Genomic DNA, 14,866 nt, shown 5'->3' on the forward strand with positions numbered 1-14,866 from the left:
AAGGTAGCCGATATGACGTTCTCCCTGGAGTTGTCCTCAGACCTGCTCGACGTGCAGAAGTGGGTTCACGAATTCGCTGCCGACGTGGTGCGCCCCGCCGCGGCCGAGTGGGACGAGCGCGAGGAGACCCCGTGGCCGATCATCCAGGAGGCCGCCAAGATCGGCCTCTACTCGCTGGAAATGATGGCTGAGCAAACGGCCGAACCCTCCGGCCTGGGCATGATCGTCGTCTTCGAGGAACTGTTCTGGGGCGATGCGGGTATCGCGCTATCCATCCTCGGCACCGGACTGGCCGCCGCTTCGGTCGCCGGTTCCGGCACCCCCGAGCAGATCGGCGAATTCCTTCCGCAGATGTTCGGCACCGTCGAGAAGCCCGAGGTCGCCGCGTTCTGCGCCTCCGAACCGAACGCCGGATCCGATGTCGGCTCGATCCTCACCCGCGCCCGCTACGACGAGGCCACCGACGAGTGGGTGCTCAACGGCACCAAGACCTGGGCCACCAACGGCGGCATCGCCAACGTCCACGTCGTGGTCGCGTCGGTGCACCCCGAACTCGGCACCCGCGGCCAGGCGTCATTCATCATCCCGCCCGGCACCAAGGGTCTCAGCCAGGGCCAGAAATTCCTCAAGCACGGGATCCGCGCGTCGCACACCGCCGAGGTCGTGCTCGACGAGGTCCGCATCCCCGGGCGCCTGATCGTCGGCGGCAAGGAGAAGTTCGACGCCAAGATCGCCAAGGTGCGCGACGGTAAGAAGGCCGCCGGACAGGCCGCGATGGCGACCTTCGAGCGCACCCGCCCCACCGTCGGCGCCATGGCCGTCGGCGTGGCGCGCGCCGCCTATGAGTACGCGCTCGACTACGCCTGCGAGCGTGAGCAATTCGGCCGCAAGATCGGCGATTTCCAGGGTGTCGCGTTCAAGCTCGCCGACATGAAGGCCCGCATCGATGCCGCCCGCCTGCTCGTCTACCGGGCCGGCTGGATGGCGCGCRACGGCAAGCAGTTCGAGAACGCCGAGGGGTCGATGGCCAAACTGGTGGCCAGCGAGACCGCGGTCTACGTCACCGATGAGGCCATCCAGATCCTCGGCGGCAACGGCTACACCCGCGACTACCCGGTCGAGCGGATGCACCGTGACGCCAAGATCTTCACGATCTTCGAAGGCACCAGCGAGATTCAGCGGCTGGTGATGGGCCGCGCCATCACTGGTCTGCCGCTGCGCTGAAAATACTTACGCCAGAGTTAATTTCGGGCGGTTACTCCGTCGCGGGACGCAAACACAGCTGTGACATCGCCGAAACACGGTCGGCCTAATTTTGCCGAATGACACAGGAGCTCGGCGATGAGGTGCGCAACGAGGTAGTCGAGGCCGACCTTGACACCATGACGGCCACCAAGGAGACCCTCGAGGACTACACGCTGCGCTTCGCCCCGCGCAGCTACCGCAAGTGGTCCACCCGGGTGGTGGGCATCTCAGCCCTGGGCGGTATCGCCTACCTCGCCGATTTCGCGATCGGCGCCAATATCGGCATCGCCTACGGGACCACCAACGCGTTGTGGGGAATCCTCATCTTCGCGGTCGTGGTGATGGTCACCGGGTTCCCGCTCGCCTACTACGCCGCGCGGTACAACGTCGATCTGGACCTGATCACCCGTGGCAGCGGCTTCGGCTACTACGGATCGGTGGTCACCAACGTCATTTTCGCGACGTTCACGTTCATCTTCTTCGCGCTCGAGGGCTCGATCATGGCCCAGGGTCTGGAGCTCGGCCTCGGCATCCCACTGTGGGTGGGCTATGCACTGTCCACCATCATCATCTTCCCGCTGGTCATCTACGGCATGAAAGTCCTTTCCACACTGCAGGTCTGGACCACGCCGCTGTGGCTGGTGCTGATGGTCGCACCGTTCGTCTATCTGGTCATCAGTCATCCTGAATCGGTCGGCGACTTCTTCGCCTTCCAGGGTGAGAGCGGCACCGGCGGCTTCGATCTGGGCATGACGCTGCTGGCCGCCGGCGTGTGCCTGTCGCTGATCGTGCAGATTGCCGAGCAGATCGATTACCTGCGCTTCATGCCGCCCCGGACGCCGGAGAACAGCCGCAGCTGGTGGACGTGGATGTTCCTGGCCGGGCCCGGCTGGGTGATCTTCGGCGCCATCAAACAGGTGGTCGGGTTGTTCCTGGCGGTGTACCTGATCGCCAACGTCTTCGACGGCGCGGTGGCCAGCGCGAACGAGCCCGTGCATCAGTTCCTGGAGATCTACCGCAACTTCCTGCCGCCATGGCTGGCCATGACGCTGGCGGTGGTCCTGGTGGTGATCAGCCAGGTCAAGATCAACGTCACCAACGCCTACTCCGGCTCGCTGGCGTGGACGAACTCGTTCACCCGTGTCACCAAGCACTACCCCGGCCGGCTGGTGTTCCTGGCGTTCAACCTGCTGATCGCGCTGGTCCTGATGGAAGCCAACATGTTCGCGTTCCTGAACTCCATCCTGGGGTTCTACGCCAACTGCGGCATCGCCTGGGTTGTGGTGGTGGCCTCGGACATCGTGTTCAACAAGTACCTGCTGAAGCTGTCGCCCATGCAGCCCGAGTTCCGGCGCGGCATGCTGTACGCGGTCAATCCGGTCGGGTTTGTGTCGCTGTTTGTCGCGGCCGGGGTGTCACTGCTGACCTTCTTCGGCGTACTCGGCGAGGCCATCAGGCCGTACTCACCGCTGGTGGCCATGGTGCTCGGTCTGGTGCTGCCGCCGATCATCGCGGTCGCCACCAAGGGCAAGTACTACCTTCGCCGCACCGATGACGGTATCGACCTGCCGATGTACGACGAACTGGGCAACCCGTCCGGCGCGCACCTCAAATGCCATGTCTGCCATCACGATTACGAGCGGCCCGACATGATGAAGTGCGAGACCCACGACGCGTTCGTCTGCTCGTTGTGCCTGTCCACCGACAAGGTCGCCGACCACGTGCTGCCCGCCCAGAGCTAGGCGGACACCATGTCGACGAACATCGCATGCACCCGGCGGTCGCCGGTCATCTCGGGATGGAACGACGTCGCCAGCATCCGCCCCTGACGCACCGCCACCGGATGGCCGCCCGCCGTGGCCAGCACCTCGACCTCAGGTCCGACCCGTTCCACCCACGGGGCCCGGATGAACACCGCGTGCACCGGGCCGTCGATACCGGTGAACGTCAGGTCCTCTTCGAACGAGTCGACCTGACGGCCGAAAGCGTTGCGGCGCACCGTCATATCGATTCCTCCGAGCGGTAATGCCTCGCGCCCGGGCACGCCGGCGTCCAGGATCTCGCCGGCCAGCAGGATCATTCCCGCACACGAGCCGTAGGCCGGCAACCCGTCGCGCAGCAATCCGCGCAGCGGCTCCAGCAGCTCGAACTCGCGCAGCAGGTGGCTCATCGCCGTCGACTCACCGCCCGGGATGACAAGTGCATCAACGGATTTCAACTCGGACAGCCGCCGCACCTTGACGGCCTCGGCGCCGGCTTCGGTTAGCGCCGCCAGATGCTCACGGGTGTCGCCCTGCAGAGCAAGCACCCCGACGGTCACGCTCACTGGCTGGACGGGGTGAAGYCACGCTGATAGCGGGTCAGYCCCTCCTGCATCACTGCCGCGACCATCTCGCCGTACTGGTTGAACAGCTTGCCCTGGGTCAGCGCGCGCCCGCCACAGGCCGACGGTGAGGACTGGTCGTAGAGCAGCCATTCGTCGGCGCGGAACGGCCGCATGAACCACATCGCATGATCCAGCGACGCGATGTTGAGATGCTTGCGTTCATCCGGGTGATTCACCTGTGCCGAACCCAGCAGGGTCAGGTCGCTGAGGTAGGCCAGCGCGCAGATGTGCAGCACCGAGTCGTCCGGCAGCGGATCGCGGTGCCGGAACCACACCTGCTGCTGAGAAGCCTTGCCGGGCAGGCGATTGACCTGATCGCGCGGGACGATACGGACATCCCACTCATCGAACTGACGGAAGCTGGCGTCGTCGAAGACCTTGGAGTTGGTCTTGAAACCCGGGATGTCATCGGGCGAGGGCGCCGAGGGCATGGCGTCCTGATGCTCGATACCGCTCTGATCGGTCTGGAACGACGCCGACATGCTGAAAATGGTCTGACCGTGCTGGACGACGCTCACCCTGCGGGTGGCGAACGATCCGCCGTCGCGGATGCGCTCCACCAGATACACCGACGGTGCCCGGGCGTCGCCGGGCCGCAGGAAGTAGCCATGGAGCGAGTGCACCTGGAACTTGGGGTCCACTGTGCGCACCGCAGAGACCAACGACTGGCCGGCGACATGGCCGCCGAAGGTGCGCTGCAGGAAACCGGACTCCGGGCTGAACACCCCACCGCGGTAGATGTCGACTTCGAGCTGCTCGAGATCGAGGATCTGTTCGATCGACATACGCGCTTACCAGCCGCGTTCGGCGAGCCGGTGGGGCTGCGCGATGTCCTCCACGTTGATACCGACCATGGCCTCGCCCAGGCCGCGCGACACCTTGGCCAGCACATCGGGATCGTCGTAGAAGGTGGTGGCCTTCACGATCGCCGCAGCCCGCGCCGCCGGGTCACCGGACTTGAAGATGCCCGAGCCCACGAACACACCCTCGGCGCCGAGCTGCATCATCATCGCCGCGTCCGCGGGCGTGGCGATACCACCGGCGGTGAACATCGTGACCGGCAGCTTGCCCGCGCGGGCCACCTCGACGACCAGATCGTAGGGGGCCTGCAGTTCCTTGGCCGCTACGAACAACTCGTCCTCCGACAGCGAACCCAGCCGGCGGATCTGTCCGCCGATGGCGCGCATGTGGGTGGTCGCGTTGGAGACATCGCCGGTGCCGGCCTCACCCTTGGAACGGATCATCGCCGCGCCCTCGGTGATCCGGCGCAGCGCCTCRCCCAGGTTGGTCGCCCCGCACACGAACGGCACGGTGAACTTCCACTTGTCGATGTGGTTGGCGTARTCGGCCGGGGTCAGCACCTCGGACTCATCGATGTARTCCACCCCGAGGCTCTGCAGGATCTGGGCCTCCACGAAATGCCCGATCCGCACCTTGGCCATCACCGGGATGGTGACCGCGGCGATGATGCCCTCGATCATGTCCGGGTCGCTCATCCGCGACACCCCACCCTGGGCCCGGATGTCGGCGGGTACGCGCTCCAGCGCCATCACCGCGACCGCACCCGCGGCTTCGGCGATGCGCGCCTGCTCCGGGGTGACCACGTCCATGATGACCCCGCCCTTGAGCATCTCGGCCATCCCGCGCTTCACCCGCGCGGTACCGGTCTGGCTACCGGAACCAGGTGCGGTTTCCATCGCTATCTCCTTCACTTCGCTACTGATTCAGTCTAAGGGTGGTGACAAATCAATTGGATCCGCAGTATCAGCGGATCAGCTGAGGCTGCGTACCAGGTCCGGCACCCCGCACATCGGCAAGTTCGCCGGCCTGTGCCAGCAGCTCGCCGAGCTGCAGCGGGTACACGGTTTCGCCCTTGTCGACCAACTCGCGGATCATTGTCTCATCGCACCAGAGGTGACCGTGAATGTAGCGGCGCTCCAGGGCGGTATGACCCGTGGTAGCGGGTTCGAAGCGGGTGGTCCGGTGCACGAAGAAGAGCTCCTCGCTACGCATCATCGAGCCGTTGAAATCGATGACGGCCTCCCGCCGCCACACCGGGCCCACCAGCTCGGCGGGCGACAGGGCCAGACCCGTCTCCTCGGCCAGCTCGCGCGCCGCGGTGTCGGCGAGCTCTTCGCCGGCTTCGACCGCGCCACCGACGGTGAACCACCAGCGTCGCGCGTCGGTACCGGCGCGGGCCGGGTCCGAGCCGCAGAACAACAACACCTTGCCGTCCTCGTCGAGGAGTATCACCCGCGCCGAGACCCGCCTGCTGAACTGGCCGGAATCACGCGCAGCCGGACCGGCCCGCTCGGCGATCTCGAAATATGTCGGCGGCGCCGCGGTGCCGCCGAGGTGCAGCAGGCGCACCAGCGGGCGCTCCCGCAGGGCCAGGGTGTCGCGCACGGCGTCGTTGTGGAACCGGCGGGCCAGCAGCACCCGGGCCTCCGCATCGGCGAGTTCGGCGACCAGCGCCACCGGCAGCGACAGCGGATCCACGGACTCCAGGGCGGCGGACAATTCGTTCTCCGCGGCCTCGCGCATGGCCCGCGGCGCGCGCTCGGCGGCAGCGGCGAGGGTGGCCAGCCGTTTGCCTTCCGGCGCTCGGCCGTAGGCGTCCAGTGCCACCGCGCGGGCGACCACGGCGCGCCGCGCCAGCAGACCGTCCAGCGCCTGCCAGGACAGGTCGTAGCGCACGTGCAGGCGGTCCAGCCGGTTCGCGGTCAGGTAGGCCCAGCTGCCGAGCAGCAGCAGCACGGTGCCGATGAGCACCAGCAGCACGATCAGGATCCAGCTCATGTAGCCACCTGCACCTTCGCGCCCATGCCGCTCACCGTCTCGTAGACCCGCATGATCTCACCGGCCACCACCGACCAGTCGTACCGCTGCACCGCTTCCGATGCCGCGGCGACATACCGCTTGCGCGCCTCGTCATCTCCGAGCAGTTCGATCAGGCTGGTGGCCAACGCATCCGGGTCATCGACCGGCACCAGCCGGCCGGCTTCGCCGTTGTTCAGCACCCGCCGGAACGCGTCCAGATCGCTGGCCACCACCGCGGTGCCCGCCGCCATGGCCTCCACCAGCACGATGCCGAAACTCTCCCCGCCGGTGTTGGGCGCGCAGTAGACATCGACGCTGCGCAGCGCCGAGGCCTTGGTGGCGTCATCGACGGCGCCGAGGAAACGCAGGTTCGCCGCGTACTCGCCGGCCTCCTCGGCCAGCTCCTGCTCATCGCCTCGGCCGACCACCAGCACCTCGACATCGGGGAACTCCGCGACCAGTCGCGGCAGCGCGCCCAGCAGGACCGCCATCCCCTTGCGTGGCTCGTCGAACCGGCCGAGGAACAGCACCGAGCGGCCCGGTCGCGGGTAGCCCTCCAGCGGTGGCGCCGACGCGAAGTCCGATACCGTCACGCCGTTCGGGATTTCGACGGCGTCGGAACCCAGGGCCTCCATCTGCCAGCGCCGCGCCAGATCGGACACCGCGATCCGGCCCACGATCTTCTCGTTCAGCGGGCGCAGCATTCCCTGGAACACGCTGAGCGTCAACGATTTCGTGGTCGAGGTGTGGAAGGTGGCCACGATGGGTCCCTCGGCGATCATCAGCGCCAGCATGGATACGCTCGGCGCGTTCGGCTCGTGCAGGTGCAGCACATCGAAATCGCCTTGGATGAGCCACTTCTTGACCTTGCGGTGGGTGGCAGGGCCGAACCGCAGCCGCGCGACTGACCCGTTGTAGGGAATGGGGACGGCCCGGCCGCCGGACACCACGTAATCGGGCAGGTCGGTGCCGGCGTCGGCCGACGACGGGGCCAGCACGCTGACGTCATGGCCGCCGGCCAGGAACACCTCGGCCAGTTGCAGCACATGGGCCTGGACACCACCGTGCACGTCGAACGAGTACGGGCACACCATCCCGATGCGCATCGGTGTTCCTAGTTCCCCTCGAGGCGGGCGCGGCGCTCATCCGACAGGTCGGCAAGCCACTGCGGTTGCAGCATGTGCCAATCCGCGGGGTATTCGGCGATCCCGGCGGCGAAGTGGTTGGCCAGGGCCTGGGTGATGACGCCGACATCTCCGGAGGAGGTGTCCAGTGGGGCGTGGATCCGCAGGCCCCACCCGTCGTCCTCGAACCAGGTGTGCACCGGCAGCAGCGCGGCGCCGGTCTGCAGCGCCAGCTTTGCCGGCCCCGACGGCAACCGGGTCTGCTCACCGAAGAAATCGACCGGAACTCCGGAGCGGGTCAGGTCGCGATCGGACATCAGGCACACCAGCCCGTTGTCGTTGAGGCGGTCGACGAGGATCTCCGTGGGCGGCCGTGCTCCCCCGGTCAGCGGCAGCACCTCGAAGCCCAGGCTCTCGCGGTAGGCGACGAAACGGTTGTACAGCGACTCCGGTTTGAGCCGCTCGGCCACGGTGGCGAACTGCCCGTAGGTGTTCGTCAGCCACACCCCCGCGATGTCCCAGTTTCCGCTGTGCGGCAACGCAAGTACCACGCCGCGGCCGGCGGCGAGCGCCTCCTCGACATGGTGGTGGCCCTCGACCCGGTCCTGTACCTGCGCGGCGATTGCCACGTGGTTCATCGACGGCAGCCGGAACGCCTCGCGCCAGTACCGCCCGTAGGAGGCCAGCGAGGCGCGGACAAGACCGCCGGGCACCTGTCCGGCGGGCACGCCCAGCACCCGGCCCAGGTTCTTGCGAAGCTGTTCGGGTCCCCCGCCGCGCGCCGCGTACAGCGCGCCGGCGTCGAACATGTTGCGGGCGGCGAACTCCGGCATGGCCCGCACCATCCGCCAGCCCGTGGCGTAGCCGAGATCGGACAGCTGCCCGCCCAGCGGAACCCGGAGGCCGCCGAATTTGGGCAGCCCCGATGTCGGCGTGCTCACGCGGTGTCTCCATCGGACGAGGGTGCCGCCGGCTCCGAAGGCATGGGGTCCATGGCGCCCGGCGAGGTGCGCACGGCGTGCAGGCGCTGGGCGAGGGTCACCAGGCTGGCTGCGGCCAGCCCCCACATGGCCACGTCCAGCAGGACCGGCCACCCGAACAGACCGGACAGGCCGGCGCCGGTCAGCACGATGACCAGCCGCTCGGGCCGTTCGATGATGCCGCCGTCACCGCGCAGCCCGCTGGCCTCGGCGCGCGCCTTGATATAGGAGATGACCTGCGAGGTCACCAGGCAGATCAGGCCGGCGACCACCAGCGCGGTGTTGTGCGCGCCGAACGCGGCCCACCAGACCAGTCCGCCGAAGATCGCGCCGTCGCTGAGCCGGTCGCAGGTCGCGTCCAGCACGGCGCCGAACCGGGTGCCGCCGCCGCGTTCACGTGCCATCGCACCGTCGAGCATGTCGGCGAGCACGAAGAAGAAGACGGCCACCGATCCCCACCACAGCTGCCCGATCGGGTACAGGGTGAGGGCGGCCACCACCGAACCGGCGGTGCCCAGGATGGTGATGCTGTCCGGGGTCAGTCCGGTGCGTAGCGCCGCCCTGGCCACCGGGCCCGACAGCTTGGTGTACGCGGCCCGCGTCATCAGATAGAAGTTGCTCACTGCTGAGCGGCCCCGTCTAGGCGATCCCATTCGGTGGCCAGCAGCCGCCGGGTCTCACTGAGCAGCTGCGGGATCACCTTGGACCCGCCGATGATGGTGATGAAATTGGCGTCCCCGCCCCAGCGCGGGACGACGTGCATGTGCAGGTGCTCGGCCAGCGAGCCGCCCGCCGAGGTGCCCAGGTTGAGACCGACGTTGAAACCGTGCGGCCGCGACACCGCCTTCATCACCCGAATCGCCTTCTGGGTGAACGCCATCAGCTCGGCGGTCTCGTCGACGCTGAGATCCTCGAGTTCGGACACCCGCCGGTAGGGCACCACCATCAGATGGCCCGGGTTGTACGGGTAGAGGTTCAGCACGGCGTAGACCAGCTCCCCGCGCGCCACCATCAGGCCGTCCTCGTCGGACATCGACGGGATGTCGGTGAACGGTTCCTTGGACTGCGCCGAACCCGCCCCCTTCTTCATCGGCGACTCGGCGATGTAGCTCATCCGGTGCGGCGTCCACAGCCGTTGCAGATGGTCGGGTTCACCCACCCCGGTGTCGACGATGCCCTCGTCGTCGCTCACGGATCCACCCTGAACAGCTCGGCGTTGGGAGTCRCGTTCTCGCGCCGGGTGATCCAGTCCACGATGGCGTCGACGGCCGCTTCGCGCGGCACCGAGTTGACCTGGCTGCGGTCTCCGAACCGGAAGGAAACACTCGATGCCTCAACATCGCGGTCGCCGGCCAGCAGCATGAACGGCACCCGCTGATTGGTGTGATTGACGATCTTCTTGGCCATCCGGTCATCGCTGGAGTCCACCTCGATCCGGACACCGCGGGTGCGCAGTTGAGCCGCAAGGTCTTCCAGGTAGGGCACGTGCGCGTCGGCGACCGGAACACCGACCGCCTGCACCGGCGCCAGCCAGGCCGGGAACGCACCCGCATAGTGCTCGGTGAGCACACCGAAGAAACGCTCGATGGATCCGAACAGCGCGCGGTGGATCAGCACCGGCCGCTTCCGGCTTCCGTCCGCGGCGGTGTACTCCAGCTCGAACCGGTCGGGCATGTTGAAGTCGAGCTGAATCGTCGACATCTGCCAGTTCCGGCCCAGCGCGTCCTTCACCTGCACCGAGATCTTCGGTCCGTAGAAGGCGGCACCGCCGGGGTCGGGCACCAGAGCCAGCCCGGAGGCCTCGGCGACCTCGCGCAGGGTGTCGGTGGCCTCTTCCCACATGTCATCGGAGCCGACGGACTTCTCCGGGTCCCGAGTGGACAGCTCCAGGTAGAAGTCGTCGAGCCCGTAGTCGGAGAGCAGGTCGAGCACGAACTGCAGCAGCCCGGTCAGTTCCTCGCGCATCTGCTCGCGGGTGGTGTAGATGTGCGCGTCGTCCTGGGTCATACCGCGAACCCGGGTCAGCCCATGCACCACCCCGGACTTCTCATAGCGGTACACCGATCCGAACTCGAAGAGCCGCAACGGAAGTTCGCGGTAGGACCGTCCCCGCGACCGGTAGATCAGGTGGTGCATGGGGCAGTTCATCGGCTTCAGGTAGTAGTCCTGGCCGGGTTTGCGCACGGTGCCGTCATCGTTGAACTCGGCATCGATGTGCATGGGCGGGAACATCCCGTCCGCGTACCACTCCAGGTGACCGGAGGTGATGTACAGGTTCTCCTTGGTGATGTGCGGGGTGTTCACGAACTGGTAGCCGGCCTGTTCGTGCTTCTGCCGGGAGTAGTCCTCCAGCTCCTTGCGGACGATGCCGCCCTTGGGGTGGAACACCGGCAGACCCGAACCGAGTTCGTCGGGGAAGCTGAACAGGTCCAGTTCCACGCCCAGCTTGCGGTGGTCGCGGCGCTGGGCCTCCTCGATCAGTTCGAGATGACGGTCCAGGGCCTCCTGGGATTCCCAGGCGGTGCCGTACACCCGCTGCAGGCTGGCGTTGTTCTGGTTGCCGCGCCAGTATGCGGCGCTGCTGCGGGTCAGCTTGAACGCCGGAATGAATCGGGTGGTCGGGATGTGCGGGCCGCGACACAGATCTCCCCAGATCCGCTCCTTGGTGCGCGGGTTGAGGTTGTCGTAGGCGGTCAGCTCGTCGCCGCCGACCTCCATCACGTCCGGGTCCCCGGACTTGTCGTCGACCAGTTCGAGCTTGAACGGCTCGTCGGCAAGTTCAACGCGCGCTTGGTCTTTGGACTCATAGACGCGGCGGGAGAACAGCTGGCCGTCCTTGATGATCTTCTGCATCCGCTTCTCCAGCTTCTGCAGATCCTCGGGCGTGAACGGCTCCGCCACGTCGAAGTCGTAGTAAAAGCCGTCGACGATCGGCGGGCCGATGCCGAGCTTGGCCTGTGGGAACAGATCCTGCACCGCCTGGGCCAGCACATGCGCGCACGAATGCCGGATGACGCTGCGGCCGTCCTCGGTGTCCGCGGCGACGGCCTCGACGTCCACGTCGGCGTCGGGCACCCAGTTCAGGTCACGCAACCGGCCCTCGGCGTCGCGCACCACGACGATGGCGTCCGGGGCGCCCCGCTCCGGCAGACCCGCCTCGCGCACCGCCGCCCCTGCGGTAGTCCCGGCAGCGACCCGGATGAGGGCTGCGGGGGCGGAACTGGCGGCGGCGGTCATCGGTGGATCTCCTAAACGAAATGGTCGTGTGATCGCGACCATGCTATCGGGGGTCCCTGCACGCGGAAGCTAGGACCCGATGCCGATCGGGCTCTTCAGCCAGGGCCAATCGATACCGACCCAGCCGGCGGCCAGACCGATCGCCCCGAACAGCCACAGGGTGACGACGACGACGGCCGCGGTGAACAAGGCGCTGAGCACCTTGACGGCGATGTGCTGGCGGGTGAACCAGGCCATCACGGCGTCGTACCTGACCCGCGCGTGGTGCAGCACCACCTGCGCGGCCCGGAACTCGGTGGCCAGGATGCCCAGACCGAGGAAGACGATGGCCCAGCCCGGTCCCGGGTACGGGATGGTGATGATGCCGACCAGCAGCACCAGCGTGCCGACGACGCCGACGGTGATCCGGTAGGTCAGATCCGCGACGGGACGGTCGCGGATCTTGTCGCGCCAGCGGGCCCAGGCGCGCTTGCGCTCGCCGCGGTGCTGATCGGTCATGCGGTTGTCGCTCATGGCTGCCCCGGCTTCAGCCGGACGAAGAGTGCGTCCCCCTCGGTCAGCACCACCCCGTCGTCGAGTACCCGGCCGCTGACGAAGATCTTGCGCCCGTCGATGCGGTCGATGCCGGCGTCCACCTGCAGTTCCTTACCGATCGGCACGATCTTTCGGTAGTCGATGCCCAGGTGGGCGGTGCGCTGGTACATGCTCTTGGTCAGTTTGGCCGCGGTGAAGCCGAGCAGCGAATCGAACAGCAGACCGAGCACGCCGCCGTGCACCGCGCCGTTGCGGCCCAGGTGGTATCGGCGGAACCGTGCGGTGCCGGCGATGCGGCCATCGGCGGTGACGTACAGGTCGACCGGCACCGACATGATGTTGCCGCGGTTGGGTAGGTCCATCCGCCGGCCTGACGGCGAATGCCATTCGTCGGCCTCATACGGCGCCAGCAGCGCCGATACCTTCTCGATCAGGTCGGCGGCCTCGGTGATGACCGCGTCGGGCGCATCGGCGGCCCGGGCATGGTCCTGCAGGGTGCGCACCGCCTCGACGAAGCGCCCGTAGTCGGGACCGCCACGGTCGGTGGGATCGGGCGGATTGAACCCACCGCCTGTATGCACTGCACCGGTCGTCACACCGGCAACGTTATTGCACGCCCGCCCCGGTTACTCCGGCCAGTCGCTGTTGCGGATCACGTCGACGAAGTCGGTGCGGACGAACTCGCTGTCGTAACGCGCGAGCACGTCGGCGTTGACATTGCCGAACGTGCTCGACGGGCGGTGCCGATTGCCGTCGGCGAAGGCCTGCAGGATGCGGTTCTTGAAGTCCGGCCGCGGATGTGCGGCGGTGACGGCCGCGATCTCGGCGGCCGACAGCGCGTCCAGACCGATGCCGAGCACGTCGGTCTCGACGCCGGCCGTCACCAGGGCCACCTCCGGGTCCAGGAATTCGGGCACGCCGGGTGTGGTGTGCAGCGCGATACCCAGCCACACCCGTCCCGCCGAAGTGTCGTCGACACCGCGCGCCACCAGGAACTCCCTGGCCGCGTTGGCCCCGTCGACCTCGAAACGCAGTGTCGAGTCGCGGTAGCCGCCGGTCAGGCCGACGTCGTGGAACATCGCGCCGGTGTAGAGCAACTCCGGGTCCGGCTGCAGTCCGCGCCGGCGGGCATGCAGCATCCCGAACAGGAAGACCCGGCGGGAATGATGGAACAGCAGGTCGTCCTCGGTGTCCCGGATGAATTCGGTGACATCGTGCACCAGCTCGGTGTTCGGGATCACGATATCGGCCACCATCTGGTCAGTAGATGCGCTCATCGTCGAAACTCCTTGTTCTCCTGGGTTTTCCGTCGTGTGACACCAGTGTGTGCCGATACTCCAGTGAGCAGCGGTGCCAGATCGGCCACCTTTCCCACAGATTGCGACACAATGTGGGGGTGCCCGCACACAGTCCGCGCGACGTCGTCGTGGTGGTGTTCGACGGGATGAAGCTGCTCGATGTGGCGGGCCCCGCCGAGGTGTTCGCCGAATCCAATCGGTTCGGCGCCGCTTACCGGCTGAGCTTCGCCTCGGTCGACGGCCGGGAGGTCACCACGTCGGTCGGCAGCCGCTTCGCGGTGACCCGCCGGATCGACGAGATCGCTTCCGCAGACACGGTGCTGGTGGCCGGCGGGGACGATCTGGTCGGCCGGCCCATCGACCCCGCACTGGTCGGGGCGGTCCATGACGCTCTTCCCCGCACGCGGCGGATGGCATCCATCTGCACCGGGGCATTCATCCTGGCCCAAGCCGGGCTGTTGAGCGGCAGGCGAGCCACCACGCACTGGCGCCACGTCCGTCTGCTCGCCGCGGCCTTCCCCGACATCCATGTGCAACCGGACGCGATCTTCATCCGTGACCGCGAGATCTACACCTCGGCCGGCGTCACCGCCGGTATCGACCTGGCGCTGGCCCTGGTCGAGGAGGACCACGGTGCCGATCTGGTACGCACGGTGGCGCGATCGCTGGTGGTCTATCTCAAACGCGCGGGCGGCCAGTCCCAGTTCTCGGCATTGGTGGAATCCGATCCGCCCGCCGATTCGGCGCTGCGCGCCATCGTCACCGCGATCGCCACCGACCCGGGCGCTGATCACAGCGTCAAAAGCCTTGCCGCACTGGCGTCCATGAGCACACGGCAACTCACCCGGTTGTTCAGGTCCGAATTGGCGACCACACCCGCGCGCTATGTCGAGACGGTGCGGATCGACAGCGCCCGCGGAGCGCTGGATGCCGGCCGCAGCGTCACCGAGGCCGCCCATCTCGCCGGCTTCGGCAGCGCGGAGACGATGCGACGGGTGTTCGTGCAGCACCTCGGGGTGAGCCCCCGCGCCTACCGGGACAGGTTTCGCACCGCGGTACGGGATTGAGCGGCCCGCCGGTGCCATAGTGGCAGGTGTGGACCTGACCTATCCCGAAGTGGGCGCCACCAGGGGCCCGCTGCCCGACGGCTATCAGCACGTGCACGCGCACGCCGTGATCGGGCACGGCCGGGCCCGCTTCGAGGACGCTGCCGATGCCGTCCTGCACTGGGGAATGCAGCGG

At 67.4% G+C, this 14,866-nt stretch carries 16 protein-coding genes; 4 read left to right on the forward strand and 12 right to left on the reverse strand.

Going from position 1 to position 14,866, the window contains the following annotated elements; all coding sequences use genetic code 11:
- Positions 1 to 12 precede the first annotated feature (12 nt).
- Both AC1DTF_RS01750 and AC1DTF_RS01755 read left to right on the forward strand, forming a co-directional pair.
- Entirely contained in the window at positions 13 to 1,224 is a 1,212-nt protein-coding gene (locus tag AC1DTF_RS01750) for an acyl-CoA dehydrogenase family protein (RefSeq protein WP_477472793.1), read from the forward strand.
- 98 nt (positions 1,225 to 1,322) lie between these two features.
- Positions 1,323 to 2,987 (forward strand): purine-cytosine permease family protein, encoded by a 1,665-nt coding sequence (locus AC1DTF_RS01755; RefSeq protein WP_477472794.1) that lies wholly within the window; start codon positions 1,323 to 1,325, stop codon positions 2,985 to 2,987.
- Here the strand turns inward: AC1DTF_RS01755 and pdxT are convergent.
- From pdxT to AC1DTF_RS01815, 12 genes are all read right to left on the reverse strand, one after another.
- Positions 2,984 to 3,571, reverse strand: coding sequence for a pyridoxal 5'-phosphate synthase glutaminase subunit PdxT (gene pdxT, locus AC1DTF_RS01760; protein ID WP_477472795.1), 588 nt, complete (start codon positions 3,569 to 3,571; stop codon positions 2,984 to 2,986). The genes AC1DTF_RS01755 and pdxT overlap by 4 nt on opposite strands.
- On the reverse strand, positions 3,568 to 4,416 hold the full coding sequence (gene tesB / locus AC1DTF_RS01765) for an acyl-CoA thioesterase II (RefSeq protein ID WP_477472796.1): 849 nt from the start codon (positions 4,414 to 4,416) through the stop codon (positions 3,568 to 3,570). Before tesB ends, pdxT begins: the two co-directional genes overlap by 4 nt.
- Before the next feature lie 6 nt (positions 4,417 to 4,422).
- Positions 4,423 to 5,328 (reverse strand): pyridoxal 5'-phosphate synthase lyase subunit PdxS, encoded by a 906-nt coding sequence (gene pdxS / locus AC1DTF_RS01770; RefSeq protein WP_057169031.1) that lies wholly within the window; start codon positions 5,326 to 5,328, stop codon positions 4,423 to 4,425.
- 67 nt (positions 5,329 to 5,395) lie between these two features.
- Entirely contained in the window at positions 5,396 to 6,430 is a 1,035-nt protein-coding gene (locus tag AC1DTF_RS01775; protein ID WP_057168966.1) for an NUDIX hydrolase, read from the reverse strand.
- On the reverse strand, positions 6,427 to 7,557 hold the full coding sequence (locus AC1DTF_RS01780; protein ID WP_057168965.1) for a glycosyltransferase family 4 protein: 1,131 nt from the start codon (positions 7,555 to 7,557) through the stop codon (positions 6,427 to 6,429). Before AC1DTF_RS01780 ends, AC1DTF_RS01775 begins: the two co-directional genes overlap by 4 nt.
- Positions 7,558 to 7,565: 8 nt before the next feature.
- Positions 7,566 to 8,516: a phosphatidylinositol mannoside acyltransferase gene (locus tag AC1DTF_RS01785; protein WP_477472797.1), complete on the reverse strand. Its 951-nt coding sequence runs from the start codon at positions 8,514 to 8,516 to the stop codon at positions 7,566 to 7,568.
- Complete coding sequence (pgsA, locus tag AC1DTF_RS01790) at positions 8,513 to 9,178, reverse strand: phosphatidylinositol phosphate synthase (RefSeq protein WP_057168963.1); 666 nt, start codon at positions 9,176 to 9,178, stop codon at positions 8,513 to 8,515. The genes AC1DTF_RS01785 and pgsA overlap by 4 nt, the downstream gene beginning before the upstream one ends.
- Positions 9,175 to 9,747 carry an ATP adenylyltransferase gene (locus AC1DTF_RS01795; RefSeq protein ID WP_057168962.1) on the reverse strand — a complete coding sequence of 191 codons (573 nt, stop codon included), beginning with the start codon at positions 9,745 to 9,747 and terminating at the stop codon, positions 9,175 to 9,177. The genes pgsA and AC1DTF_RS01795 overlap by 4 nt, the downstream gene beginning before the upstream one ends.
- A complete protein-coding gene (gene thrS / locus AC1DTF_RS01800) occupies positions 9,744 to 11,792 on the reverse strand; it encodes a threonine--tRNA ligase (RefSeq protein ID WP_477472798.1) in 2,049 nt (682 codons plus the stop codon). The genes AC1DTF_RS01795 and thrS overlap by 4 nt, the downstream gene beginning before the upstream one ends.
- A 69-nt stretch (positions 11,793 to 11,861) precedes the next feature.
- Entirely contained in the window at positions 11,862 to 12,305 is a 444-nt protein-coding gene (locus tag AC1DTF_RS01805) for a TIGR02611 family protein (RefSeq protein ID WP_477472799.1), read from the reverse strand.
- Positions 12,302 to 12,922: a PaaI family thioesterase gene (locus tag AC1DTF_RS01810; RefSeq protein WP_477472800.1), complete on the reverse strand. Its 621-nt coding sequence runs from the start codon at positions 12,920 to 12,922 to the stop codon at positions 12,302 to 12,304. Before AC1DTF_RS01810 ends, AC1DTF_RS01805 begins: the two co-directional genes overlap by 4 nt.
- Positions 12,923 to 12,952: 30 nt before the next feature.
- Positions 12,953 to 13,603, reverse strand: coding sequence for an HD domain-containing protein (locus AC1DTF_RS01815; protein ID WP_477472801.1), 651 nt, complete (start codon positions 13,601 to 13,603; stop codon positions 12,953 to 12,955).
- 119 nt (positions 13,604 to 13,722) lie between these two features.
- On the opposite strand from AC1DTF_RS01815, the gene AC1DTF_RS01820 reads away from it, so the two are divergent.
- Together AC1DTF_RS01820 and AC1DTF_RS01825 are read left to right on the forward strand one after the other, a co-directional pair.
- On the forward strand, positions 13,723 to 14,691 hold the full coding sequence (locus AC1DTF_RS01820; protein ID WP_477472802.1) for a GlxA family transcriptional regulator: 969 nt from the start codon (positions 13,723 to 13,725) through the stop codon (positions 14,689 to 14,691).
- A gap of 16 nt (positions 14,692 to 14,707) precedes the next feature.
- The coding region (locus AC1DTF_RS01825) for a DUF1990 family protein (RefSeq protein ID WP_477472811.1) at positions 14,708 to 14,866 on the forward strand (159 nt) is incomplete at its 3' end.

It is taken from the genome of Mycobacterium sp. P4_H6 (assembly GCF_056400845.1).